Below are 24,979 nucleotides of genomic sequence, written 5' to 3'. Positions count from 1 at the left end.
AGCTAAAGAGGTCCCTAGCGCCTACGGGGAATTTGTATCGATAAGGGGTACAAATTCCCACTAAGCGCTCGGGACCCCTTGTAGGAAAATGTCCTAAGTGTGGCAACAATATTGTATTAAAAAAATCGTTTTATGGTTGTTCAAATTATCCTGAATGTACCTTCACTTTAGCTGAACATTTTAGAAAGAAAAAACTCACCAAAACAAATGTAAAAGAATTACTAGAGGGAAAAGAAACCCTGGTAAAAGGAATCAAAACGAAAGATACTCAACTCATCCATGCAACGATGATAGGGTTGCAGCATTGCAAAATTTAGGTGTACCCTATTCTCGATACTAAATTCATAATCTCACAAATTGGCAAGCAGTGTAAACCTGTACAGGTTCACTCATTTTCTCGATTTTCCCTTCGGTGCAATCTTCGCAAATTTGCTTGTTGGGGAAGCATCCCCAATCCCCTTTGAACATCATCTGCCGATGATGGCTACACGATTTTCAATCGTTTCTCAAAGAACAGTAGAATAAAAATTTGCCCATGGTTGAAAGCACCGAAATCGAAAAGCAAAAAAGCAGCCACGATCCGCACCCTTTGGGGAGTGCAGACCGTGGCTTTTTGCTTTAACGGAAGTTCTTCTTTTCCTCTTTCTCTTTCTCTTTTTCCTGCTCTTTCTGCCTGTCGATATTCAAAATCGTTTCAACCGTCCGTTTGGCAATCAGCAGTTCTTCTTTCTCTTTTCTGATCTGACGGTACTCAGCGTAGTCCTGCTTTTTCTGGACTGCCAGCTGATGAAACTCCTCATACAATGATTGCATGGACGGGAGCTTTGTAATCTGCAATTCATCAAAGGCTTGCTTCGCCGCTTTATGAATTGTGATTTCCTGACGGTGTTCTTCAAAGAATTTTTTGCTATATCCAGACTTGCGGTACTCGATATAAATTTGCCTTGTGTTGCGATAATTTTTGATGTGCTGCTGCAACGCCTGAACCTCAACCATACGTTTCTCTGCGACCTTGATAGAATCAGAAAGCGCATCGAACCGGGCAGACAGATTTTCAATATGAGCAGTCAGATCGTCGTAGTTGCCCAAGCCTTTTTCTTTCAGTAGGATTACCGTTCGGGCAGCTTCTTTTCGGTTGAACTTCTTCGCCCACTTTTCATAACCGACCGTCTTGCCCTCGGCCATCTTTGCCTGAATATCAATCAGCATCTGGAACTGCTTCGGGGCAGGAGCCTTGGCAGAGCCGCCTTTTGATTTGTGCAGGTTCTTGCCGGAGATAACCGCTTGAATTTCCTCTTTGCTATATCCTTCGCCCAGGGAACGCAGCCGAATGAAACGCTTCTGATTCTCGCCCTTGAACGCAGGCTGCTTTCCATCCTTGAACTCAAATCCCATGTCAGCCAGAGCCTGAACAAAGCCATCAAAGCTCTTTGGTTTCTGCTTCAGCACCGCATCAATCGCATCACATAATTCGTCACGCTGGGTACGCTTCTTGGGATAAACAGTTCTTTTCTGGCGCTCCCGATACGGCTTCGGTGTAATAATGGACAGCCCGTGTTCCAGGCAAACCATATCACTGAGTCTTTGCACCGCCAGACCGGAAAGAAAGAAGTTTTTGAATTTCCGTGTGGCATCCAGCGAGGTCGAATTATAAATGATATGATTGTGAATGTGGGATTTGTCGATGTGGGTCGCAACGATGAAAGCGTGTTTTCCCTTTGTCCATCGCATCGCTGTTTCATAGCCGACTTGGTTCGCTTCTTCCGGGGTGATTTCTCCCGGCTTAAAGGACTGGCGTATCTGGTATGCGATGATATTGTTCTTCTGCTGTCTGCCGGTAATATGCTGATACTGCCGTTTGGAAAGCAGAAATTCCTCATCTGCTGTCTTTGGATCACACTCATAGGAACTGATAAATTCGCCATCATTGGTTTTTGCGGCATTTTGTGAGTAGTCGGTTCTGTCTGCCAAACATTGAGCGACCGTCTTTCCCTTATTCACATGGAGTGCAATCAATCTTGTAGCTGCCATTCCCATCACTTCCTTCCCAAAAAGAAAAAGCCACCGGTCGGTGACTTTTCTCTGATATTATCTTATGACCTGATAAATGCTCCCAGACTTTCTCCAATATTCTCGACTTTCATAACAGCCCAGACGAGCAAGAACACCGCTGCTATTGTCGCAATTCCAAGAACCACAAGAATAAGCAGGGACTGCCACAAAGCCTTTACAATGCAGTAAATCGCAGATCCGCCAATGACCAAGAGCAATAAACCAATTACATAGGACACAACATTTGTAAGCAGATTTCCAAGAATGCAAATCACTTTTACAACGAACAGCACCGGCAGTGCCAATATCTTCAATACCAGCTTCATAGGCTCAACCCCTTTCTTTTAATTATATTGTACAAGGGTATCTGCCATAACGCAATGATGTCAACCCTTATGTAAAAGCCGCAGCCGAAACTGCGACTTCCCAACAAGTTGTCGGATTACTGGATTGAGGACAGGCGAACAAGAACTTCTCTCATGTCCGTCCAGATCTCCTCCAGCCGTTTTTGCAAATCCTCAATGTCAGCACGATAGATGCTGCCTGTTTCGTTCGCTCGCTTTGCGTACTGGTTCAGGTTGTTGGAGCAGATTCGCAGGAGCGAAACCAGGGCTTTCACATCCTGCAAATCCAGTCTGATACAGTAACCATCCAGAGCCATTTTCCGCAGATAGGCTCCCATGCTGCGGATGCCAAGCTCGTCCATCTTCTCATGGATTCGCTCGACCTCCTCCTTGGATGCAAGGAAATGAACATCCTGATCTCGCTTTGCCATTACAACACCTCCTCACGGGTTTCAGAGTATTTTGCAGGCGGGATATGCTCCGCTTTGGATTTCAGATCAGCCAACACAGAAGGACGCTCTGACTCGCTTCTTTCGTCACGATTTTCCACAGAGTCCTCCATATTCAGGGCTGCATCCAGTTCTGCCAGTCGCTGACTTTTGGCTGTCAGCTCTGCTTCCTGCGGGAACGGTTTTCCAACCTCCGCCTTGGCTGCTTCCTGCTGATTGTAGAGATTATTCAACTGCTCATTGGCTCGTTCTAAGCGCTCAAGGATGCCTGCAAGGGCATTGTCCAGTCGGGTGATATTTCCTCGTGCGTCCGTTCCAAGGGCTACTCTGTGGCTCACAGCGCCCTTCAGGGTCACATCGAACTCGTTCCGGAAACTGTCAAACGAAAGCTCCATCTGAAAGCCACGGTAACTGCCAAGAGGAACCGGATCGGCACTTTTCGTGTCCTTACAAGCCGCAAGGAGGATTTCACCGGCATCTGCCTTTTCGGTGTAGGCTTTGCCCATGATTTCCATGCCGCAAAAGCCATCGGCAATCTGCGGGTGTGCTTCCACGGTTTTAATATCAGCTTCAAAGCCATGAATATAGCCTGTCTGCTTTTCAATCTCAGCCGGGAAGTATTTCAGAAGCTTATCTTCCATACGGTACTGCTGGCTCTGGTGGTCAGCTTTCAGCACCTTCAGCCTTGCCACATCAATGTCCAAGTCCATCTTTTCCTTGATAAGCGGATTGCCGGCACACAGCGCCTTGATCTCCGCATAGGACAGCGCCTGCTCATCCACATCGTCACAGGAGCGAACCGGTGATTTGGAGGTCATAATCTGAGAAATAAACTTCTGCTTGTTTTCCAAGGTCTGATACAGGTAGGCATCGAAGGTTCCCTCGGTCACATACTGATACACCTGAACCTCTTTGTTCCGGTTGCCCTGACGGATGATACGACCGTTTCTCTGGGTCATATCAGACGGACGCCAACCCACATCCAAGTGGTGAACTGCCACCAATTTGTCCTGGACGTTGGTTCCTGCACCCATCTTTTGCGTACTGCCAAGAAGCACTCGCACCTGCCCGGTACGAACCTTGGCAAAGAGGTCTTTTTTCTTTGCCTCGGTATCTGCATCATGGATAAAGGCAACTTCTTCCGCAGGCACACCGTTTGCAATCAGCTTGGTTTTGACATCATCATAGACATTGAAGGTTCCATCATTTTTCGGTGTGCTAAGGTCGCAGAACACCAACTGGGTCAATTTGTCAGCCTGACCGTCCTGCCAGATACGCAGGATATTTCCCACGCAGGCATTGAGCTTGCTGTCAGGGTCATCGGGTAACAGGGTGTTCATTAGCCGCTGATCCAGTCCCAATTTTCGTCCGTCGCTGGTAATCTTGAGCATATTATCGACGGACGGGTCTACAATACCGGCATGAACATCTGCTGCTCTCTCTGAAAGGGAAGCCACCATATCCTTCTGGTACTCAGAGGGCTGAACCACAACCGTTTCAAACTTTGCTTCGGGAACAGGGAGATGCAACTGGTCAGAGGTCTTGATGTCGGCAACCTCCTTGAACATATTCATCAGTTCAGGCAGGTTGAAGAACTTCGCAAATCGGGTTCTGGCACGATAGCCGGTTCCCTCCGGTGCAAGCTCAATCGCAGTTGTTGTTTCTCCGAAGGTCGATGCCCAGGAATCAAAATGGGTCAGGTTCTTTTGCTGGAGCGTACTGTACTGGAGATAGCGCATGACCGTATAAAGCTCGGTCATCGAGTTACTTACTGGAGTACCGGTTGCAAAGATCACACCACGCCCGCCGGTCAGCTCATCCATATAGCGGCACTTCATAAACATATCCGAAGATTTCTGGGCTTCGGAGGTGGACAGACCTGCCACATTTCGCATTTTTGTGTAGAGGAACAAATTCTTGAACGCATGGCTTTCGTCCACAAACAGCCGGTCTACACCCAACTGCTCAAAGGTAATGACATCATCTTTCTTGTCAGCGGCAAGGAGCTTGTCCAGTCTGGCTTCCAATGATTTTCGTGTTTTCTCCATCTGCTTGATCGTGAAGTTTTCGCCACGCTGCCATTTCAGCTCCGCAATCGCACCCTCGATCTCATCAATCTGCTCCCGCAGCTGCCGTTCCTGTCGTTCGGCAGAAAGCGGGATTTTTTCAAACTGGCTGTGACCGATGATGACTGCATCATAGTCACCCGTTGCGATACGAGCGCAGAACTTCTTACGGTTTGCTGTTTCAAAATCCTTCTTGGTGGCAACAAGGAGCTTGGCACTCGGATAGAGGTGCAGGAACTCGTTTGCCCACTGTAAGGTCAAGTGATTCGGCACAACGAACAGGGATTTCTGGCTCAATCCAAGCCGTTTACTCTCCATAGCCGATGCAGCCATCTCGAAGGTCTTGCCCGCACCAACTTCGTGTGCAAGCAGCGTATTTCCACCATATAGCACATGAGCGATAGCATTTCTCTGGTGTTCACGGAGGGTAATATCCGGGTTCATGCCGCCGAAACGGATATGAGAGCCATCATACTCACGAGGTCTGGTGGAGTTAAAAAGTTCGTTGTACTTGGTGGAAAGGGTTTCTCGTCTGTGCGGATCTCTCCAAATCCAATCTCGGAACGCATCCTTGATTGCCTGCTGTTTCTGCTGTGCCAGGGTAGTTTCTTTTTTATTGAGGACACGCTTCTGCTTACCATCTGCATCTTCAATCGTATCATAGATACGAATATCCTTCAGATTCAGCGTTTCCTCCAGAATCCGATATGCGTTGGCTCGCTCTGTACCGTAGGTGACATACGCCGCCACATCGTTGTAGTTGGGAGAACTCTTACCGTTGATGCGCCACTCTGCGGTCAGCTCGGAGAACTTGACCTCAATGGAACGGCGCAAGTAATACGGCGTTTCAAAGGTTTCCTCCATGAACTGCTGAATATAATCGGCATCAATCCATGTTGCACCCAAACGCACATCAATCTCGGACGCATCCAAGTCCTTCGGCTGTGCTTTCTGCAAGGCTTCCACATTGATGTGGAAGGAAGAATCCCTGTCTGCCGCCATCTGTGCGACACGCAGCTTGCTTCTTACATCACCGGAAAGGTAATCATCGGCAGTCTGCCATCCAACTTCCACAGCATCGGGAGCCATCGGGTCTTTGAAGATCACCCCTCGAAGCTCTGCCTGAATCGCATCGTATTCTCCAGGTGTTCCAAGCAGCTGTGCCATAAACGGCAAATCCACCTTGCCACGCTCACCGATAGAGATTGCCAGAGCTTCGGACGGCGTATCCACGCTCGTCACTCTGCGTTCCGGCTTGATGGTTCGCTTGGTGAACATATCCGCCTTGCTTTTCAGATTGCCGTCCTCATCCACATTTTCCAGAGAACACAGGAGATAGTAGGAGGAATCGTCAGCAAATGCCTGACCATTGGCTCGATTATTGATAAGCCCGTTCTTTGCGGCAAACGCATCGTAGGCATCATTCAGTTCTGCCTGTTTCTGAGTAATCATTTCATCCGGGTAATCCTCAAGCTGATATTCGATCAGCTCGTTGACGATACCACGAAGTTCCACCATGCCCATCACACGGTCTTTTGCTTTCTCATTCAGGTCTACACGGCGCATCAGGGAGTTTTCACGGAAGTACACATTGCCATCCACCACGGTATAAGAGAAATTCTTTACATCCGGGGTTGCAGGAATGGTTTCGATTTCCTTACCCTTGTCAGCTTCGGGAAGCTCCACAGCCTGATAGGTTCCTTGGATGTGGGAAACTGCTTCTTTCAGAAGTTCGGACAGTTCCATGCCCTCAATGGGACGCACTGTAATGTCCATGCCGTAGGCGGTACTTTCTTCCACCGTATCGCCCAGAACCATTTCAGGATGAGCGACAAAGTAGCTGTTCATGGTGTGTCCTTCTTCGGTGCGGTCAAGGTTTACCCATTCCGGTACAATGTCAATCGGATGGTCACGCTTTTGCAGGAACAGGATGTCGGACACGACTTCCGTGCCTGCGTTTTTCTTAAAGGCATCGTTTGGCAGACGGATTGCACCAAGCAGTTCCGCCCTCTGCGCCATATATCGCCTTGCGTCAGAGTTCTTGGAATCCATGGTGTAACGGCTTGTCACAAAAGCGACCACACCACCGGGACGAACCTGATCCAAAGCCTTGGCAAAGAAATAGTTGTGAATGGAGAATCCCAGCTTGTCATACGGCTTGTCGGACACTTTGTAGTTGCCGAAAGGGACATTACCCACAGCCAGATCGTAAAAGTCTCGGCGGTCTGTCGTTTCAAAACCGGCTACTTTGATTTCTGCGTTGGGATAGAGCTTCTGAGCAATTCTGCCGGTGATGGAATCCAGTTCCACACCATACAAACGGCTGCTCTGCATTTCAGGAGGGAGCATACCAAAGAAGTTGCCGATACCCATAGCAGGCTCCAGAATATTTCCTGTTTCAAAGCCCATCTGTCCGACCGCATCGTAGATGGAGCGAATGACCGTAGGGCTGGTGTAATGTGCGTTCAGGGTGGAAGCTCTTGCCGCAGCATATTCATCTTCGGAAAGCAGGTTTTTCAGTGTCTGATACTCCTTCGCCCAATTTCCCTTGTCCGGGTCAAAGGCATCTGCCAGACCGCCCCAACCGACATAATTCGACAAAATCTCCTGTTCTTCGGTAGTGGCGTTCCTGTTCTCGCTTTCCAGTTTGAACAGAGTTTCAATGGCTGCGATGTTTCTTGCGAATTTCTGCTTCGGTCCACCTTCACCGATGTTGTCATCCGTGATGTGGAAGTTCACCGCAGGAACAGGTGGGATTTCTCTGGTGGTGATGGACTGCTCAAGCTGAGCGATAATGTCCATGACTTCGGCATTCTGCCATCCGTCCACCTGGGCATAATCCTGAATGATGGTGTCCTTTCCATCTACGCACTGTACGAAGTCCAGACTACCCGGCAGATCTCTGGTATTCATTGCACCCAGGGCTTTTCTCTGCGTGTCAGGAAGTGCATAGTAGGCTCGCAGGGCATCATCAAAGGAACTGTATTCCTTGATGTCCAGCGCACCCCGCTTCTGAATGTCCTCGGCAACATAAAAATGATCGATGAAGTGTTCCGGTTCCTGCTGTTCGGGTTCCGCACTGGCTCTGACCTGTGCGTGTGCCTTTTCGTCAGGGTAGTCCCCATAGATACGGATGCACTTATGCTCCTGCTGATCGTAAACGGCAGCACCATCGTACTTGAATCCGTCATCCTCCATGGTTCCGTCCACATAGCCCTGGGCAGCTTTTTCCGCTTCTTCCAGAGTGTAGTAGTCCAGTTTATCATCGAAGCCGTTTTCAAAGTGATGGTAGGCGGCAACCAGATAGCGGGGAGCCATGCGCTCCTCGTAGCTGTTAATCATCTCAGGTGTCAGCCATTCTGGTTTGTCGGGAATCATTTCATACAGCTCACGCATCTTGGCAATCTGTGCATGGCGGTTGCCTGCCCACAGATGCTTTTCGCTGTGCTGTCCTGCACCAAGGAAGTATTCGCAGTCCATACGCAGACGGTCTAACAGCTGATACTCAGGGGTGTAGTCCCTCGGTTCGGTTTTGCCCAGAAAATCCTCTGTAACGGGCTTTTCTTCGGTTTGGGCATCAACCCTTACCGCATGGTTTCTTTCGTCCTGAGAGAGCATACGCTCGAAATTCTCACGATTCTCGGCACGGAAGATGGGATAAGCAAGCGTAGGGTCACGCAGCTGAACTTCTCTGTCCGTGATCTGCTCCACACGGAAAGCTGTATCGTCCAGATATACCGTGTCACCGACCTGATAATTCCATTTCGGTTCCTCGGAAGCAGATGCTTCCACAACTTCGGCAGGCTCTGCCACAGGCGCTTCTGGCTGAACCGACTCCATCGCAGCTACGGACTGACGAACTTCCTCCAAATAGTCATTGGCAAGCCATTCGTCCGTGAAGTATTCCGTAACGCCTTCCGGGTCTACATAGTAGTCATCGGTCTGATTATCCCAGATCGCATACTCGCCATCCTCGGTATCAATCACTGCGAAACGGTCATAAACATCTTCCAACGGATCAGTTTTAGCTTCTTCGATAGCCTGTCGTTCCGCTTCTTCCTCCGGGCTGAGGTAGCGTCCCTTTCGTATCAGACCGTCGATTCTCTGCACCACCTGCGCCCAGGACATCTGCAATTTATCGCAACCGCTCTTGGTGTAAGCAACACCCTTGGCATCGTGATCCTGACCGCTGTGCGTTGCACCAGAGCAGGCATGGGAATGACCACCGGTTCCGTATTCATGCTTCAGGAAGTCCATCTTTTCCTTGGCAGAATGATTCTCCTGCCAGTAGTTATAAATACGGGCTTTACCACCGGAAAAGCCGCTTCCACGGGTCAAGTCTGCATTGACTTCATCATCCGTAATGAACTGGCGGACAAGGGGCATCTGCATCATATCGGTCTGATACTCACGCAAAGGCATATTCAACTCATACAGCTGTTTCTGAATGAGATTCAGCTTGTGATAGTGAAAACGAAGCAGATCGGGATTTTCCGCAAGGGTTTTTCTAAATTCCGAATACTGCTGTACCAAGGTTGCGTGGAAACGAGGGTCATCCAACTTTTCAGCCAAGTCTGCGGTTTCGTCAGGGAAACCACGAAACGGTTCCTGATGAAGAATTGCCAGATAGTTGCTGGAACGGGCTTCTTCACTCAAATCGTGATAAAGATGCCACAGGGATTCTGCCAACTTCTGACGCTCATATCCGGATGCTTCTACCAGTTCCACATTAGTTGCGAACCGACCATTTTCAAGCAGTTCTCCAATGCGCTCGGCAACCGTTTCCCAAGAAACGATCTGCGCTCTGGGGCTGTCAATGGCAGAGGAACCTTTGGCAAGGTGGATACCGTCCTCGGCATACCACGCACAGATATTCCCGCTATCTTCTTTCAGACCATAGCCGCCGTGATAGACCTGCTTTAAGGTCTGAACGATTTCTTCCAACGGCTTCTGCTTCATATATTCCAGCGCTACGACTTTTCGGGCTTCATCGGTATTGCTACCAAGCAGAAGGAAGTGGTCGATTTCTTCCTGGGCAAAAGAAAAAGCAGAGGGCGTAAAGCTCTCTGCTCGGTCGATAAAACTGATTTGTTCATTTTCGGAGAGGAAAAGGTTCAGACTCAGCTGTTGATAAGCTCCGTCATCACGACTTCCTCCGCCTGTGCTTTCAGGCTGTTCATGTGCTGCACCCACGCCATCTGCTGCGTTTCCTTGTCCGGTGCGGGGCTGTCCTTCAGGTACTGCTCCATCAGAAACTCCACTCTGGCTTTCGCTGTTTCCTCGATCTCCCACAGGTGCGGGAACAGGCTCTCCGTCAGAATCATGTCGTTCAGGAGCATCGGATTGTTCTGTTCCAAAAATGCTCGACGCATCCTGCCGTACTTGCCCAGAGGTTTCTCTCCCTCGTTCTCCAACTGAAGGTTCGGAATCTGATAATCTCCGGCCTGTCTGTAAGTCATCTCGCTCATAATCTGTACTCCTTTCGGTAGCTTTAATCTGCTCATGTTCTCCAATCGCTTTTTCGATTTCCTGAAACATCCTTGTGCTGATGGCATTCACCGCAGTACCAAGGGCATTTACCGTCTGTCTGGTGTTAAAATCAAACACCTTCTGGAAATCCTCATGCTCGAAGTAGTTGTCGGGACTTTCCACGAACCGGCAATACATCGTATAGGATACGCTGTTTGCCACCGCATTTTTGAAAGCTACTTCGATGTTGAGTTCATCATACTCCTCAAGGAAGCTGTTGGCAACGATGTCGAGGAACTGCTTTTTGTAATCGTCCCAATACTCAGCCGCCAGTGCGGATGCAATATCTTCAAGCTGTGCTTCCAGTACCCCGTCAGCGGCAACACCGAAGGTACGCTCCATCGCTTCCATGACATAGGAGCGGTTTTCAGGCGTCACCTCCCACGGTTTCAGTTCCGGGGAAGAACGGCGAACGCCGGTATCCGCCACATCAAACACATAGCGCAGATACGGTTTATCCCTGTTCATCACAAACAGAGCAATGCCGGTAGAGCCACGCTTTACATATCTGCGGTAATTTTCAGCGTTCCAGTCCTCATAGGGCTTGCAAAAGGTCGCATTGGGGCGCTGAGCATAAATCATCACCTGTTCCGGATAGGTGAACTCATAGTTGCGGGACATCGTTCTCAAAAACGAAGTCCAGTTATCTGTGTTCGAGGTGATTTTCCCAATCGTTTCTTTTGCTAATCCGGAATAAAATCGCTCTTTTGCGTTCATTGTATCCCTCCAATCCTATCAATCCGGATAAAGGTTCAGCTTCTCAAAGGCGGCATCGTCCATGGCTGAAACTTTACGGAGAACCGAGTCTGCCAAAGCAAAAAGCTCTGACTCGTCCTCCGAAAGCTGTTCCTTCATCAGTGTCAGTGCTTCACACAGCCCTGACCTTGTGCCAGGGCTGTAAAGCATCATCATGTTCCGCTCATCCTGTGTGAAATCCATCATTCAATCTCCCTTTCCGGGTGGCTCTTGGGCGGCTTATGGGAAACATCCGGCACGGGCTTTTCCTTTAACTGCTCCAACACCGAAGGACGTTCCTCTAATCCGGACGCTTTTCCGTTATTGATGATACCGTCAATCATCCCATAATCATCTTCCATTGCCATCTCTGCGTTTTTCAGGTAGTTTTCGGACTTCATAAAGTTTTCCAGCTTCTGAAACCCAACAGAATCTACATAGTGAAAGGATACCTCACCGACTACCTTTAAGGCTACGATGTCGCTGACCGACATACTGTGACCACGGAAATCATCCGGGTGGTCAATATTGAACTTTACATACAAATCTTCCAGCTGCCGATTCACATCCTCGGACATAGAAATGGAGCCATGATAGACCACCTCGTAACGGTCAATCTCAGGCTCCATTTCTTTCTTCTGAAGGTAGCTGTAATTTGCAAACATGAGCGGGATATTATCGTCTACATCTTCCCGCAGCTGAAGAATCGCATAGGAATCCGTGGGGCTTTCCAGAAAAGCAACCATTCTGTCATCCGGGGTGGTATTTCCGTGAACATCATCCCATTTTTCGTTTTTCATATCCGTGTCCTCCTTATCGTTCAGGCTCTTTGCGTTTGGGAGAGGGACTGGCAGGCGCAGCTTTTTCTGCGGCCTGTGCCAGTTTTTCCATGACCGACTCACGCTTCGGAGAGTCGAGCTTATCCAGCTGACTTTTCAGCACTTTGGCAACCTCAACCGCAGTTTCCTCACGGGCTTCTTCAATGGCTGTATTCAGGAACTCACGATACGGAGCCGTATTACCAGCGGCAAGATCTGCCTTGATTTCTTGGATATGCGCCTGCACATCATCGACCTGATCCATATATTCATAGGGGTCGAAGTTCTCTGCAAAACGGTCGAGCTTAAAAGCAAGCTCAGCGATAGGGTCATTGACCACCACCGCCTGTCTGCCGACTTCAAAAGCCTGCTCCATGACATCCTCATAGAACATTGCCCGCAGTTCCCGGCGCTCCAGCCCGAAGGATTCCAGAATATCCCGGCGGACTTCGAGCATGGACAGTTCAGGGTTATCAACCTGACCGCCATCAATCTCGTTGTAGTTTTCATCCAACAGGGTGTAGTCGTAACCATCTTCGCAGGTCTGCACCGCAAGGATTCTATCCTTTCCGACCTTCCATGCGGCTTCATCGCCCATAATCTCAGGCTCCGGCATATAGCTTGCGCCGTTGCGCTCCATAATTTCTGCAAACTGGCAGATATGAAACACATTGTATCCGATCTGCGTATGATACTCGTCAATGAAGGTGCAGGGCTTCACAACCATTTCATCCGGGTAGTGAATCTGCACACAGCTGCCATCGGGGATATGAAACAAATCCTTATAATGGCTGTCGATAAATCGGATTTCCTTACCATCCGGGTTGTACTCATTTGTCATTTGCGCTTTCCTCCATTTTCAAATTCCATACTGAACTTCGTTTTGCCATCATCTGATACCTCCATAAAGACGGTGGCATCAAAGGTGTTGCCCGTTCTTTCGGACTTGCAATTCTTGAGCTTTACCTTGCCGGAACCAAGCAATTTCTGCGCCGTGGCAGAAGTCATGCTCTTGCCGATGCTCGCAAAGTAGCGATTGTTTTTCCAGAGGGCAAATTTGCAAGCTCTGTTGGAACAGAAAAATGCCTTGGCTTTGTCCTCTACAGCACTGCCGCAGAGCGGGCATTTGCCGATAGAATTGGCTTCTTTCGACATCATAACCTCGGAATCACGGATTACTTCATAGTTCTGAATCAGACCGGCAATCACATCTTTGATCTCGTCCATAAAGTCCTCGCTGGCATATTCGCCTTTCTCAATGAGCAACAATTTTTCTTCCCAATCCGCCGTCATGGATGGGGACTGAATCTGTTCCGGCATGACTGTTACCAGAGCCGTACCCTTGTGGGTCGGAATCAGGTGTTTGGTTTTCTTATCACCCTTACGCTCCAGAAAACCGATGCGAACCAGCTTCTCAATGATACCGGCACGGGTCGCAGGCGTTCCCAAACCTTTGCGCTCCACCTCATCAGGCATTTCGTCCGCACCGGCAGTTTCCATAGCAGAAAGCAGAGTATCCTCGGTAAAGTGTTTAGGGGGAGATGTTTTCCCTTCCTTGATTTCCGTGCCGCTGACGGTCATTTCGTCACCAACGGAAACAGAAGGGAGTGTCTGCACGTTTTCGTCGGATTTTGTCGAATCATTTTTCTGAACCAGAGCTTTCCATCCATCCTGCACAACAGTTTTGCCTTTGGTGGAAAACACGGTACCGCCACAGTCCAGCTCAATAACTGTCTCTGCGTATCGGTGCGGATCGCCAACAGCTACGCACAACCGATTCGAGATCAGTTGCAAAATTGCAAGTTCACCCTTGGGAAGTTCGCTCAGATTGCATTTCTGCAATTCTCTGGTCGGAATGATGGCATGGTGATCTGTGACCTTTTTGTTATTCACAACCTGCTCTGCATGAACTGGTATGTTATCCACATCCTCCACGGGGAATGTGTGGAAAGCCAGCTTTACGAGGTCGGTCAGGCTATGTGCCATATCTTCCGTCAGAAACCTGCTGTCGGTACGGGGATAAGTGACCAGTTTCTTTTCATAGAGGTTCTGCGTGTAGTCCAAGGTCTGCTGTGCCGTGTAGCCAAGCACACGGTTGGCTTCTCTCTGTAAACTGGTCAGGTCATAGAGCGCAGGCGGCTTTTCTGTTTTCTCCTTACATTCAGCTTTCTGAACGATTGCCACCGAACAGCTTTGTTTGACAGCTTCGGCTGCTGCCTTGGTTTTGAAGCGTTCGCTTGCAGCCGTAAAACCATCCAATCCAATCTGAACTGTGTAGAACAGTTCAGGCTTGAATGCGGAAATGGCAGCTTCTCGCATAACAGCCATAGCAAGGGTAGGGGTCATAACACGACCAACATTCAGGGTCTGCCCGTAAAGGGTCGAAAAAAGTCGAGTAGCGTTAATACCAACAATCCAGTCGGCTCGTTCTCGACACAGTGCTGCTTCATACAAAGCATCATATTCCGTTCCAGACCTGAGATTTTCAAAGCCCTCCTTGATTGCTACATCTTCCATCGAGGAAATCCAAAGCCGCTCAAACGGCTTTCTGCACCCGGCTTTGTGGTACACCAACCGAAAGATCAGCTCGCCCTCACGACCGGCATCTGTTGCACACACAAGACTCGCAACATCTTCTCTGGCCATGAGCTTTTTCAGAATCCCAAACTGTTTTTTCGTACCGGCAGAAACCTCATACTGCCAGTCCATCGGGAAGATAGGAAGGTCTGCATAAGCCCATTTGCTGTACTTCGCATCATAGACTTCCGGCTGTGCCAGCTCCACCAAATGCCCTACACACCAGCTGACCACATATCCGTTTCCCTCTAAGTAGCCATCCTCACGCTTGGCAGCACCTAACACTTTGGCAATACTCTGTGCAACCGAAGGCTTTTCAGCCAAAACTAATTTCATTTGCATCTGCTCCTTTCACAAAAAAATAAGCAGCCACACACCGTAGTGCATGACTGCTATGTAAAAAGTTCGGAAAGGATTTTTGCAACCTGATACAATTTTCTGTTCTACAATCTCCGTCATAATAAAAATATCTCCATCATTTCAAAAGAGAATGACGGAGATATTTCACCTTGCTTATTCTTGTAGCAACCAATCGGCTATATCGTGAATTTCGATTCCTTCATAGCTATATTGGGGATGTTTGGTTCTGGCAATAATCATTTTCGGATAAGCGTCTCGAATCTGAAGCAGAGGAGAGCATTCTCTCTCAAATGTTTCCTGCCCGGAAATGTTGTCGCTGACCTGAATATAAATCTTTTCGCTACCTCTCTGAGCAACAAAGTCGATTTCCTTTTGATAGAGCTTGCCGACATAGACATCATATCCACGGCGAAGAAGCTCGATACAAACAACGTTTTCATATACTCTGCCATAGTCTATATTTCTGCTTCCCAGTATTGCATATCGAATACCGCTGTCACACAAATAGAACTTTTCAGAGCTTTCAAGGTATTTCTTACCTCGGATGTCATATCTCTTAATATCATAAAATACAAAAGCATTGCACAAATACTTAATGTACTTGCCGACGGTTACATGATTGGTTGGAGTCTCATTTGCTGTCAGTAGCTGACTGACCTTATTCGGAGAAGTCAGGTTGCTGATATTATCCATAAGGAACTCGCTCAGACGTTGTAAAACCAAAGTGTCCGGGAGAGTATATTTCTGTACCAAATCCCTTGTAACAATCGTTTCGTAGACCTCTTTGATATAGTTTGTTCTGTCTTTTTCGGTTCTATAAGCATAGGAACCTGCTAAACCGCCCTTGATAGCGTACTCATCAAAGAGCTTATCTTTGTCACTAATATCATCATAATACTGGCAATATTCCTGGAAGCTGAAAGGAAACACATGAATTTCAATATAGCGTCCGGTAAACAGAGTTGCCAGATCTGCACTCAACAGGAAAGCATTAGAGCCTGTTACATAGATGTCGTATTTTCCCTTAGAGTACAGGCTATTGATTGCCAACTCAAACTTGGGACACATCTGAACCTCGTCTACAAACAGGTAGTTCGTTTTTCCTTCCTGATAATGTTCTTCCACATAGGCGTGTAAGGCATGGTATTCCTTGATTTCTTCATACGCCAAATCCATGAAGTCGATGAAGATAATATTGATGTTTTCAAAATTGCTTTTCAGATACGCAATATACGCCTGCATCAATTTGGACTTACCAGATCGACGAATGCCCGTGATGATCTTGATGTCAGGAGTACCATTCAGTTCAATGATTCTATCGAGATATTTTGCTCTCGTGATTGTTTTCATATAGTCACCCGCTTTCAAAAATTGAAGTTTTTTCATTTCTCGAAACCGCTTCGCTGTACTTATTATACTGTCTGCTAATAGTATATGCAAGATGTCACTTTCAAAAACGCAAATTTTTTTATTTTTTGAAAGCGGAAACTATGTAAAGGCAACCCGAAGGCTGCCCCAGGCATCAAGCCTATCCTGTTTACACAGGTTCATTATCATCTTCATCGACGGAGCTATCTTCATCGTCGTCCTCAAACTCCGGATCGTACCCATAGTCCTCGTCATCGTCCACATAATCAGCATCTGGGTCAGGCTTTGCCGCTTCCTGTGCCTTCTTCTTTTCCTGGACTTTCTTAAATACGAAGAATCCACCACCACAGGCAAGCACAATCAGAGTAAGAATCGCCGGGAGCATATTTGTGGATTTCGGCTTTTCCTCCGGTGTCGGTTCTGTAATTTCAGGAACTGTTTCAACTACTTCCGGCTTTGTTTCCTCAACCGGCTTGGTGAACTCTGCAACTTCTTCCTCGTCCATCAGCTTGAGCAGGTCGGCTTCATCCACCTGATTCAGAAAATGCACGGTTTCCTCGCCCTTATCATCACGGTCAATGATGATATAGAAGTAGTTTCCGTTTTTGGTTACAGCGGTAATGAACTGCTTTCCGCTTTTCGTAGGCGAGCCAGCGTCATCAACCAAAGTCAGATTGCCGTCGGGAGTAAGCGGTAGCATCGGCTCCTCCGGCTCTGTTTCGGGAACTTTTTCTTCGACCGCAGGTTCTTCAGTCGCTACGCTTTCATCTACATAGGCAAATGCCGTTGTAGAAAACACGCCAAAACACATTGCACACGCCAGCAATGCGGCTCCAATTTTCTTAAATCTCATTCTGCGTTTCCTCCTCATTCATAGTATTGATCGTATCAGGCTTCGGAGCCATATCCGCAGCAAACATACGGAGCAGCTCGGAAAGCTGTTCGGGATTCAGGTTCGCAGCATGAACCATCTCATGGATTTCGGAATTTTCCTCCTCACGGTATCTGCGTTCCAGGTCTTTCACCTTAGCATCCCATTCTGCCCGTTTCTTACGGGCTTTTTCAAGGTCTGCACCTATTCTGTCTAACTTGGCACTCAATCGCCATCCCTCCTTTAGTTTCTGATTCTGCCGAAGCAGTAAAAATGCTGTTGCCAGTAATTCGATTCGATAGAAGCGTAGGAAATGGGGTTTCCGCAGTGGATCATCATACCATTGCCAACATAGATACCAACGTGTGATGCACCGGAGGTATCATAAGTGCCTTGGAAGAAAATCAAATCTCCCGGTTTGGCAGAGCTTTTCGGGATAATGTCGCATACGCCCATCAAACCGTTTGCGGTCAAACGACCAACACTCCAACCGTTTCCGCAGTGATTGATTACATAGGAAACAAATCCGGAGCAGTCAAAGGAGGTAGACGGGCTGCTGCCGCCCCACACATACGGGTATCCCAGATATTTTTCAGCTTCCCGAATCATATTGGCAAATCTTGTGTCTGTCAGCGCTTCGCCCGGAATATCATAATCGGTGTACTCGCCGCCAGGGGTGGCGTAAATGTCATTTCCGAAAATATCCGGTCTGTTGCCCCTTGTCTGAAGCAAAATTCTATATCGCTCCATATCATCTTCCGACAAGCCGGAATTTGAAATCACACTGTTCAAGCCCTTATTTCTGAGCTTCACATTCAGAATATAATACTTATACTCTTTCGTTTTTGTTTTGGTTTTTCCAGTAGTCGGGTCAGTGTAGGTGACAGTTTTTGTGCGGGTTTCCACTTCTTCTGTGAGGGTCAGCTCATATTGTTGCTCAAACAGCCATTGCAGGGTAGTCTGCACCTCATCTCTGGTGTAGTCCTCGAATTTTACCGTCAGATATGCCGCAAGCTCGTAAGGATTGTGGTTGATTTCATCAAGGTCATACCGGTACTCGTCATATCCGCTATGAGTACGCTCGATATTATTGATTTTATTGCGGAGCGTAGCTTCCAAAGCCTTGTAATCATTGTCCGCACCGATAATATCTTCCTCTTTTGCGGTAAAAGAAGTTCCCAGAACGATCTGTGTGCCGCCTTGGAACATAGCCGAACAAGACGAGAACATCCCTGAGAGGATCATAAAAAGCAGTCCAGCGATCAAAACAAACAGGATCATTTTAGAGTGTGTGGTGCAAAACTCCGTTACTCTTTCTGTGATGTTCTTGGCTCCCTGAGCTGCTTTGCCCGTTGCCTTGCCTGCACCCTTAGATGCAGAAGCTGTTGTCGAAGCGGTATTCTTACCAGCTTTGGCGGCAGCATATTCTTTCTTGATTGCCCTTTTCTGTTGCCAACGGGAGAACGGGTTGGAACCGGCATCGGGGTTGTCCTTTTTGAACTTCTCATACAGGGCATTTACATTTGCCTTATCTGATTTTTCTACCAGCTTTTCTGCCTTGTCGTAGGCTTTCAGCTTGTGGCTGTAAACGGCATGATCGACGGTATAGGCAGTGGATTCAACAGCCTTGGTCGTTTCCTGCACAGCCTGAACGCCGATATTATCATCCTCATATTCTGACACCGCCCGATGTGCTTTGGATGTGAGCGTGACTGCGGCACCACGGCTTGCCATGTGCTTTACCACAGATGGGCGCTCGATTTCCGCAAACTCCGCTTTTTCAAAACGGAGCTTTGCTTTACGGGAACCGGTTGCATCTGTTTCCAGCTTTAGCTTCGGCTTTGCCTTTTTGGAAGCCAATTTATCTGCCGCTTTCTCAGCCTTGTCAACCGCCTTATCTGCACGGTCGGCAGCTTTCTTCACATGAGAATCTGCAAGGTCATCTTCGGTAAAACGGAGTCGTATAGGTCTTTTCGCCATACATTACGCCTCCTTTTCCTGTGCCACCTCGTTTAACTTCGTGGTCATAATGCGATACAGTTCCAGATCGGTCGGGAATCGGTCAATGAACGGAAGAATCACATTGCCATAGAACAGAAGTCCTTCGCCCTCGCCGGAGTTGGTTACATAGGACAGCTGATGCGGCGAAATGTTCAGCCGCTGTGCCAGAATACTTCGGTCATCGCTTGCCTGATTCAGCATATAGATGAAATCAGAGTTTTCGAGGATGTTGGCAATCTCCGGGGAACGAAGCAGGTCTTTGACATTCTGGGTAATACCGGTCGGCAAGCCGCCCCATTTACGAAATCGCTTCCAGATTTCTACGGAATAGGTTGCCGTCTGTTCTTCCTTCAGAAGCAGATGGAACTCGTCAATATAATATCTGGTCGATTTACCGGCAGAACGGTTGGCAGTTACACGCCCCCAGACTTGATCCTGAACGATCAGCATACCGATTTTCTTCAGCTGATTGCCAAGTTCCTTAATGTCGAAGCATACCAGACGATTCTGAATATCCACATTGGTTCTGTTGTTAAACAGTTTCAGAGAACCCTTAACATAGATTTCCAAGGCGGTCGCTACATGATGAGCTTCTTTTTCGTCCTGCTTCAGAAGGGCATCATACAAATCCTCAAGGATCGGCATATTCTCAGGTGCAGGATTGTCGAAATATCTCTGGTAGATCTGATGCACACAACGGTCGATAACCGTCTTTTCGATAGGTTGCAAGCCATCCTTACTGCCCATAATCAACTCACAGAGGGACAGGATAAAATCAGCTTTCAGTGCTACCGGGTTGTCATCCTCAGAGTAGTTCAGGTTGATGTCCATAGGGTTGATATAGTTGGTACTGGAGGAGCTGATTTTTACCACCTGACCATTGAACTTGTGAACCAGAGCCGCATATTCCGCTTCGGGGTCGCAGATGATAATATCGTCATCCGTAACCAGGAACGCATTGGTGATTTCACGCTTTGCGGAAAAGGATTTACCGGAACCGGGAGTACCCAGAATCAGTCCGTTGGGGTTCTTGAGCTTCTTTCTGTCCACCATGATAAGGTTGTTCGACAGAGCATTCAGCCCGTAATAGAGCGTTTCTCCACCATTCTGGAACAGCTCCTGCGTGGTGAAAGGCACAAAAATAGCCGTGGAACTGGTAGTCAGGCCACGACGAATCTCAATCAGGTTTTGTGCCAAAGGCAGGCTGCTCATCAGTCCGGATTCCTGCTGAAAATCCAAACGACGCAGATTGCAGTTATGCTTCTGGGCGATGCTCTGTGCCTGGAACACATTGTTCTCCAGTTCCTGCTCGGTGCGCCCGGTGTTCAGCACCAGAAATGTCACCATGAACATTCGCTCATTCTGGCTCTGCAATTCTTTCAGAAGTGACTTCGCATCTTTACCATAGGTAGCAAGGTCAGATGGGATAATGTCCATGTCATAGCCAGAACGCACAGCCTTTTTCTGTTCCTCGATTTTGGAACGGTCAAGCTCGGTGATGATTCTCTTGATGGTCTTAATCGCCGCAGTCTGGTCAACCGACTGGATGTGCATGGTCACGATCTGCGTGGATTCCATATCCAGAAAATCCGCCAGCATACGATCAGACAGGTCTGATGCCGTAATTGCCAGATAAGACATCGAACCGAAGATACTGCCCATCTGGAAGGTGCGGTTGGTCTTAAAGGCAAACGCCGTCGGAGCAATGAAGTCCTTTACGGACAGCCCGGATTCCACAAGATACTTCCAATCGAAGAAGAACTTATCATTATCACCCATGTGGAACATAGAGTGCATCAGATGCAGCCGCTCTTTGCCGTTCATGGTAGTGGCAATGACACCCAAACGCCGAAAGTTATTGAGCAGATCGTTTTCGATATGGTTGAGTCTCGGCTTTGCCTGCCGCATGGATTCGGCTTCAATGCCGAATGTCAGGTACTTGGTTTTGGTCAAGCCGTTGTTGCCCTGCGCCAACTGCTTTTTCAGCATCTGGCTATACTCGGCACGGACGGGATTGAAGCTGTCCTTCTTGAACGGGATACGGATACTCTTTTCAAAGCTTTCAGCATCGGTACTCAGGTTCATAAAGGAAAGCTCAAAGTGAATGGAGCTGTCAAAGAAATTCAGGAAACTGCACCACTCATCGAAGATGGCAGTCTTATCTTCCTGCTGTGCCAGCTGATAGTTGATGTCCTGAAACTGAATGGTCTTGGTGTAATAACTGTCAGTGACACGGCAGATGCCATCCGGGAACATTCTCTGAAAGGGAATGGACTGCTGTGCAGTCTGCGGAATACCGTTGTCCTTCTTTGCCCGTTCCACAACAGCTTTAATTTCTCGCTGCTGCTTCCGATTCAGATTTGCAGGCATTTTGATGTTTCTTGCCTGTGGCTTCTTTTTGAAAAACAATTCGTTCAACCTCCTTTTCCAGTTTGTACTGACGCATCAAAGCGTCATAATAGTTGTCCGTCTGATAAGGGCGAACCTTGGGACGAACGAATTTGGTCTGAATGAAGTGTTCTACAACCACTTCCAACGGCTGACTATCCTTTTCATACATTGCCAGAAAGAACAACGGTAACATGACGATCATCATGGACAGTGCTGCAAGGCTCACATTTCCGGTTGCTTTGACCAGAAAGAAAATCGGCACTCCGATGAGCGCCGCCGCACCAAAGCAAAGTAACTGCCGTTTCGTCAGATTGAAGAACACTTTTGTTTTTACCCTCGTCAGGTCACGAGGTACGGGAATATACGCTGCCAAACAATTTCCTCCTTCCCTTAGTGAGCGCTGAATACACCCTTCGCAAGCGAACCAGTCTTAAACAGGGTGAAGCACAAAAGGACGGTGTAGCCCATAACACCCCAGATAGAACCGATGATGTCATCACTGAATGCGATAGACTGAATCAGCACCGCATAAATGCCCACGCAGATCATAATCAGGAATCCCTGGAATCCGATTGCAAACAGCGAACGCAGATAATTCTGTCCGATATTGCTCTGTTCTCTGTTTCCAAAAGTGGAAAGCGGAATCGGGGCAAGGCTGACCATCAGATAAATTTCAATCATTCGACCGTAGACGATCACAAAGATGATGATTGCCAAAGCGGACATCGTGACCTGCACGATAAAGGATTGCAGGAACAAGCCGAGCAAAGGACCCAAATCCATTGCCATCAGCGTTTCTTCCATTGTTTCCAATGCCGAAGCATCTATGGCAGTATTTCCGGATATGATACCGGCGCTTGCGTTTATAACGTGCTGTGTCACATCAAACACAGCCATCGTGATATTGAATGTGTTTGTGATTAACATGACCGCAACAAAAGTCTTGAACACCCATTTGAAGAAGATCCAGGTTTCAAAATTTGCCAGATTGTTGTGGTCAATAATCATCTGAATTAGCTCATAACAGGCAATGAAGGTCAGAATCAAGCCTGCGATTGGGATAATCACTGACTCGGAGATGTTTCGTACCATGGCAAAGACACCCGGCGAAAAATTCGCCGGGGTCATGCCAACGGAGGTTGCTATCTCGCCAACCTGGTTGTTGACGGACTCAAACATCCCCGACAGATTTCCCATAATAGCTGAAACGAGCATTTCTTTCAGCCAGTCTGTGATCTGTTGGAGTATGCTGTCCAAAGGCGATTACCTCCTTGTTTTGTGATTAACCGAACAGTCCGGAGAGCAGAGGTACAAGGGTGGTGCCGATGAGGGCAACACCGCCGCCAGCCATGAGCTGTTTCATACCCAAATAGGTGTAGGAAACCGGCTCGATGGCGGGCGGCGGCGTGTCAAGAAATATCTATGGAGTTTTTTAAGAACCGCCCCGGCGGGGCAGGTCAGGCTGTGACCTGCTCCACTTCCGGGATGGGTTTGAGATTGAAATGAATTTCGATAGAAATGTGTCTTGTCTTATCGCTGTCTATGCTCTCATGGACAACGATTTCTTTAATCAGGCGGTTGAGGGTGGCGGCGTCCAGTTCCGTGATGTCGGCGTATTCCTGAATGGCTTCTACCCACTGGCGGGCGTCACACGCAAGCCGGATTTCATCGGCCAGCTTCTTCCGGCCTTCCTCAACCCTTGTTTTCAACTCGGCCTGTTCCTTCTGCGTCTTTTCCATCAGCAGATTGAAGTTCGCTTCGCTGATACGTCCGGCAACCATGTCCTCATACAGCCGCAGCACCATCTTTTCCAGAACGTCAATCCGTTCCTCGTCTTTGGCAAGGGAACGCTCCAACGCTTCCCGCTGGCCTTTCTGCTCGGCTTCGCAGGTGTCGGACAGCTTCTCGGCAACGGCCTCCCCGTCCATCAGGGCTGCTCTGGCGCACTCCCGGATTTTGTTCAGGACAAGCCGGTACAGGGTGTCGTACTCAACCCGGTGCTGGGAACAGTGCTGCTTTCCGTAGGCGTTGTAGGTCTTACAGGAATAAATCTGCTTCGGGTGCTTCTCGTTGGTGTAGCGGATAGTCAGCGACTTCCCGCACTCGCCGCATTTGATAAGCCCCGCAAACAGGCTGATTTCCCCGGTCTGGCGGGGGCGCTGCCGGGATTTCAGCTTGCGCTGCACGATGTCAAAGGTCTTGCGGTCAACAAGCGGCTCATGCTGGTTCTCCACGACAATCCATTCCTCCGGCTTTTTCTCCCCGATGGTGCCGATTTTGAAGCGGTATTCCTTCTTCTGGGAAGCGATAGCGCCGGTGTAGACGGGGTTCATCAGGATGTCCTTAATCACGGTAAAGTCCCAGATATACCGCCCGTTTACCGGGTCTTTCTTTTCCCACTTGGTTGACACGTTCCGCAGCCCCCGTACCCGGTTCCAGTAGGTCGGGCAGGGGATTTTTTCTTCTTCCAGCCTGCGCCGGATGTAGTTGGGGCCGTGTCCTTCCAGCGCCCATGCAAACAGACGCCGGACAATGGGAGCTGTTTCCTCGTCAATCAGCAGGTGGTTTTTGTCCTCCGGGTCTTTCTGGTAGCCGAAGGGGGCAAGGCAGCCGGTAAACTGGCCTTTCTGGGCTTTCAGCAGATAAGAGGAATGAACCTTCTTGGAAATGTCCTTGCTGTACATCTCGTTGAGGATATTCTTGAACGGTGCAATGTCGTTGTTGTCCCGCATGGTGTCGATACCGTCATTCATGGCGATATACCGGACGCCGTGGCGGGGAAAGAAATCTTCAATCAGGAAGCCGGTCTGCAAGTAATTCCTACCCAGTCTGGATAGGTCTTTCGTTATCACAAGGTTGGCCTGCCTGCGCTCGATGGCTTTCAACATCCGTTTCAGGTCGGGGCGCTCCATGTTCAGCCCCGTGTAGCCATCGTCCTGATAGACTGCAACAACCTCCCATCCCTGCTTCTCGCAGTAGTTTTCCAGCATATCCCGCTGGTTTGCAATGCTGGCGCTCTCCCCGTCAAGGTCATCGTCCTTGGAAAGCCTGCAATAGATAGCCGCCCGGAAGCTGCCCGCCAGTATTGCGTCCATGCCTGTATATTCCATTCCGTTCATCATAACCATTTACCCGCACAATCCAGACGGAACACGGTCATGCTGAACCTTGTCTTTATTATACTCTAAATCTTGCTTTTTCACAAGATATTCTTTATCATTTCTCTGGCTGTATTTCTGTGCAATCAGGCTCACGAAAACGTCCGTAGCGTCCAGTTCGCCGTCAAATACCGTTGTGACATGGATTTCAGTTTTGCTTTTTGCCATAGGCAGTTACCTCCATAAATGAAATAAGCCAGACAGGAGAGGGTCGGCAACGAAGTCCGGCAACGGGCTTCAAAAAACCTCGAAAACAATCT

At 48.4% G+C, this 24,979-nt stretch carries 19 protein-coding genes and 2 pseudogenes; 2 read left to right on the top strand and 19 right to left on the bottom strand.

What is annotated here, in order from left to right:
* Positions 1-77 precede the first annotated feature (77 nt).
* Positions 78-266, top strand: a pseudogene (locus DXD12_RS04575) (topoisomerase DNA-binding C4 zinc finger domain-containing protein); the annotation flags it as partial.
* 352 nt (positions 267-618) lie between these two features.
* On the opposite strand, the gene DXD12_RS04570 reads toward DXD12_RS04575, so the two are convergent.
* From DXD12_RS04570 to DXD12_RS15560, 5 genes are all read right to left on the bottom strand, one after another.
* Positions 619-2,031: a relaxase/mobilization nuclease domain-containing protein gene (locus DXD12_RS04570; protein ID WP_002578945.1), complete on the bottom strand. Its 1,413-nt coding sequence runs from the start codon at positions 2,029-2,031 to the stop codon at positions 619-621.
* 62 nt (positions 2,032-2,093) lie between these two features.
* Positions 2,094-2,378: a hypothetical protein gene (locus DXD12_RS04565; protein WP_002578946.1), complete on the bottom strand. Its 285-nt coding sequence runs from the start codon at positions 2,376-2,378 to the stop codon at positions 2,094-2,096.
* Between the two features lie 116 nt (positions 2,379-2,494).
* A complete protein-coding gene (gene mobC / locus DXD12_RS04560) occupies positions 2,495-2,827 on the bottom strand; it encodes a plasmid mobilization relaxosome protein MobC (RefSeq protein ID WP_002578947.1) in 333 nt (110 codons plus the stop codon).
* Positions 2,827-8,529 (bottom strand): LPD11 domain-containing protein, encoded by a 5,703-nt coding sequence (locus tag DXD12_RS04555; RefSeq protein ID WP_223385287.1) that lies wholly within the window; start codon positions 8,527-8,529, stop codon positions 2,827-2,829. Before DXD12_RS04555 ends, mobC begins: the two co-directional genes overlap by 1 nt.
* Before the next feature lie 1,502 nt (positions 8,530-10,031).
* Positions 10,032-10,370: a TnpV protein gene (locus tag DXD12_RS15560; RefSeq protein WP_118199520.1), complete on the bottom strand. Its 339-nt coding sequence runs from the start codon at positions 10,368-10,370 to the stop codon at positions 10,032-10,034.
* Between the two features lie 163 nt (positions 10,371-10,533).
* On the opposite strand from DXD12_RS15560, the gene DXD12_RS15555 reads away from it, so the two are divergent.
* Positions 10,534-11,127: a hypothetical protein gene (locus tag DXD12_RS15555; protein WP_021386789.1), complete on the top strand. Its 594-nt coding sequence runs from the start codon at positions 10,534-10,536 to the stop codon at positions 11,125-11,127.
* A gap of 48 nt (positions 11,128-11,175) precedes the next feature.
* Here DXD12_RS15555 and DXD12_RS04550 read toward each other — a convergent pair whose 3' ends face one another.
* The 14 genes and pseudogenes from DXD12_RS04550 to DXD12_RS04485 all read right to left on the bottom strand — a co-directional run bounded on the left by DXD12_RS04550 (position 11,176) and on the right by DXD12_RS04485 (position 24,887).
* On the bottom strand, positions 11,176-11,382 hold the full coding sequence (locus tag DXD12_RS04550; protein ID WP_002578948.1) for a transposon-transfer assisting family protein: 207 nt from the start codon (positions 11,380-11,382) through the stop codon (positions 11,176-11,178).
* The gene (locus DXD12_RS04545) at positions 11,379-11,975 is read right to left on the bottom strand and encodes a YodL domain-containing protein (RefSeq protein WP_002304389.1); all 597 of its coding nucleotides are present in this window, start codon (positions 11,973-11,975) and stop codon (positions 11,379-11,381) included. The genes DXD12_RS04550 and DXD12_RS04545 overlap by 4 nt, the downstream gene beginning before the upstream one ends.
* A 13-nt stretch (positions 11,976-11,988) precedes the next feature.
* The gene (locus tag DXD12_RS04540) at positions 11,989-12,834 is read right to left on the bottom strand and encodes an LPD16 domain-containing protein (RefSeq protein WP_002304387.1); all 846 of its coding nucleotides are present in this window, start codon (positions 12,832-12,834) and stop codon (positions 11,989-11,991) included.
* Positions 12,831-14,906, bottom strand: coding sequence for a DNA topoisomerase 3 (locus DXD12_RS04535; protein ID WP_002578949.1), 2,076 nt, complete (start codon positions 14,904-14,906; stop codon positions 12,831-12,833). Before DXD12_RS04535 ends, DXD12_RS04540 begins: the two co-directional genes overlap by 4 nt.
* Positions 14,907-15,083: 177 nt before the next feature.
* Positions 15,084-16,316: an ATP-binding protein gene (locus tag DXD12_RS04530; RefSeq protein WP_002304383.1), complete on the bottom strand. Its 1,233-nt coding sequence runs from the start codon at positions 16,314-16,316 to the stop codon at positions 15,084-15,086.
* 151 nt (positions 16,317-16,467) lie between these two features.
* Positions 16,468-17,151 (bottom strand): DUF4366 domain-containing protein, encoded by a 684-nt coding sequence (locus DXD12_RS04525; protein WP_002578950.1) that lies wholly within the window; start codon positions 17,149-17,151, stop codon positions 16,468-16,470.
* A complete protein-coding gene (locus DXD12_RS04520) occupies positions 17,141-17,398 on the bottom strand; it encodes a DUF4315 family protein (protein ID WP_002304378.1) in 258 nt (85 codons plus the stop codon). The genes DXD12_RS04525 and DXD12_RS04520 overlap by 11 nt, the downstream gene beginning before the upstream one ends.
* 14 nt (positions 17,399-17,412) lie before the next feature.
* Positions 17,413-19,149 carry a CD1108 family mobile element protein gene (locus tag DXD12_RS04515; protein WP_118637576.1) on the bottom strand — a complete coding sequence of 579 codons (1,737 nt, stop codon included), beginning with the start codon at positions 19,147-19,149 and terminating at the stop codon, positions 17,413-17,415.
* Between the two features lie 3 nt (positions 19,150-19,152).
* On the bottom strand, positions 19,153-21,540 hold the full coding sequence (locus tag DXD12_RS04510; protein WP_002588967.1) for a VirB4-like conjugal transfer ATPase, CD1110 family: 2,388 nt from the start codon (positions 21,538-21,540) through the stop codon (positions 19,153-19,155).
* Positions 21,500-21,934 carry a PrgI family protein gene (locus DXD12_RS04505; RefSeq protein ID WP_002304375.1) on the bottom strand — a complete coding sequence of 145 codons (435 nt, stop codon included), beginning with the start codon at positions 21,932-21,934 and terminating at the stop codon, positions 21,500-21,502. The genes DXD12_RS04510 and DXD12_RS04505 overlap by 41 nt, the downstream gene beginning before the upstream one ends.
* Before the next feature lie 17 nt (positions 21,935-21,951).
* Entirely contained in the window at positions 21,952-22,818 is an 867-nt protein-coding gene (locus DXD12_RS04500) for a VirB6/TrbL-like conjugal transfer protein, CD1112 family (RefSeq protein WP_002304374.1), read from the bottom strand.
* A gap of 25 nt (positions 22,819-22,843) precedes the next feature.
* Positions 22,844-22,927: pseudogene (locus DXD12_RS04495) on the bottom strand (Maff2 family protein); the annotation flags it as partial.
* A gap of 91 nt (positions 22,928-23,018) precedes the next feature.
* Entirely contained in the window at positions 23,019-24,689 is a 1,671-nt protein-coding gene (locus DXD12_RS04490; protein ID WP_015540961.1) for a recombinase family protein, read from the bottom strand.
* The gene (locus DXD12_RS04485) at positions 24,690-24,887 is read right to left on the bottom strand and encodes a hypothetical protein (protein ID WP_055052370.1); all 198 of its coding nucleotides are present in this window, start codon (positions 24,885-24,887) and stop codon (positions 24,690-24,692) included.
* Positions 24,888-24,979 lie beyond the last annotated feature (92 nt).

This window comes from Clostridium sp. TF11-13AC, assembly GCF_003481065.1.
In the GTDB taxonomy this organism is placed as follows: domain Bacteria; phylum Bacillota; class Clostridia; order Lachnospirales; family Lachnospiraceae; genus Otoolea; species Otoolea fessa.
The sequence above is the reverse complement of the archived record's forward strand: the minus strand, read 5'-3'. Positions and strand labels throughout refer to the sequence as shown.

Bases quoted from the DNA above. Each gene is read 5' to 3' on its own strand.
- DXD12_RS15560 (WP_118199520.1), bottom strand. From the start codon at position 10,370: ATGACTTACAGACAGGCCGGAGATTATCAGATTCCGAACCTTCAGTTG.
- DXD12_RS04540 (WP_002304387.1), bottom strand. From the start codon at position 12,834: ATGACAAATGAGTACAACCCGGATGGTAAGGAAATCCGATTTATCGAC.
- DXD12_RS04535 (WP_002578949.1), bottom strand. From the start codon at position 14,906: ATGAAATTAGTTTTGGCTGAAAAGCCTTCGGTTGCACAGAGTATTGCC.
- DXD12_RS15555 (WP_021386789.1), top strand. From the start codon at position 10,534: ATGCTCGAAGTAGTTGTCGGGACTTTCCACGAACCGGCAATACATCGT.
- DXD12_RS04530 (WP_002304383.1), bottom strand. From the start codon at position 16,316: ATGAAAAAACTTCAATTTTTGAAAGCGGGTGACTATATGAAAACAATC.
- DXD12_RS04490 (WP_015540961.1), bottom strand. From the start codon at position 24,689: ATGGTTATGATGAACGGAATGGAATATACAGGCATGGACGCAATACTG.
- DXD12_RS04545 (WP_002304389.1), bottom strand. From the start codon at position 11,975: ATGAAAAACGAAAAATGGGATGATGTTCACGGAAATACCACCCCGGAT.
- DXD12_RS04515 (WP_118637576.1), bottom strand. From the start codon at position 19,149: ATGGCGAAAAGACCTATACGACTCCGTTTTACCGAAGATGACCTTGCA.
- DXD12_RS04550 (WP_002578948.1), bottom strand. From the start codon at position 11,382: ATGATGGATTTCACACAGGATGAGCGGAACATGATGATGCTTTACAGC.
- DXD12_RS04485 (WP_055052370.1), bottom strand. From the start codon at position 24,887: ATGGCAAAAAGCAAAACTGAAATCCATGTCACAACGGTATTTGACGGC.
- DXD12_RS04565 (WP_002578946.1), bottom strand. From the start codon at position 2,378: ATGAAGCTGGTATTGAAGATATTGGCACTGCCGGTGCTGTTCGTTGTA.
- DXD12_RS04525 (WP_002578950.1), bottom strand. From the start codon at position 17,151: ATGAGATTTAAGAAAATTGGAGCCGCATTGCTGGCGTGTGCAATGTGT.
- mobC (WP_002578947.1), bottom strand. From the start codon at position 2,827: ATGGCAAAGCGAGATCAGGATGTTCATTTCCTTGCATCCAAGGAGGAG.
- DXD12_RS04510 (WP_002588967.1), bottom strand. From the start codon at position 21,540: ATGCCTGCAAATCTGAATCGGAAGCAGCAGCGAGAAATTAAAGCTGTT.
- DXD12_RS04555 (WP_223385287.1), bottom strand. From the start codon at position 8,529: ATGCTCTCTCAGGACGAAAGAAACCATGCGGTAAGGGTTGATGCCCAA.
- DXD12_RS04570 (WP_002578945.1), bottom strand. From the start codon at position 2,031: ATGGCAGCTACAAGATTGATTGCACTCCATGTGAATAAGGGAAAGACG.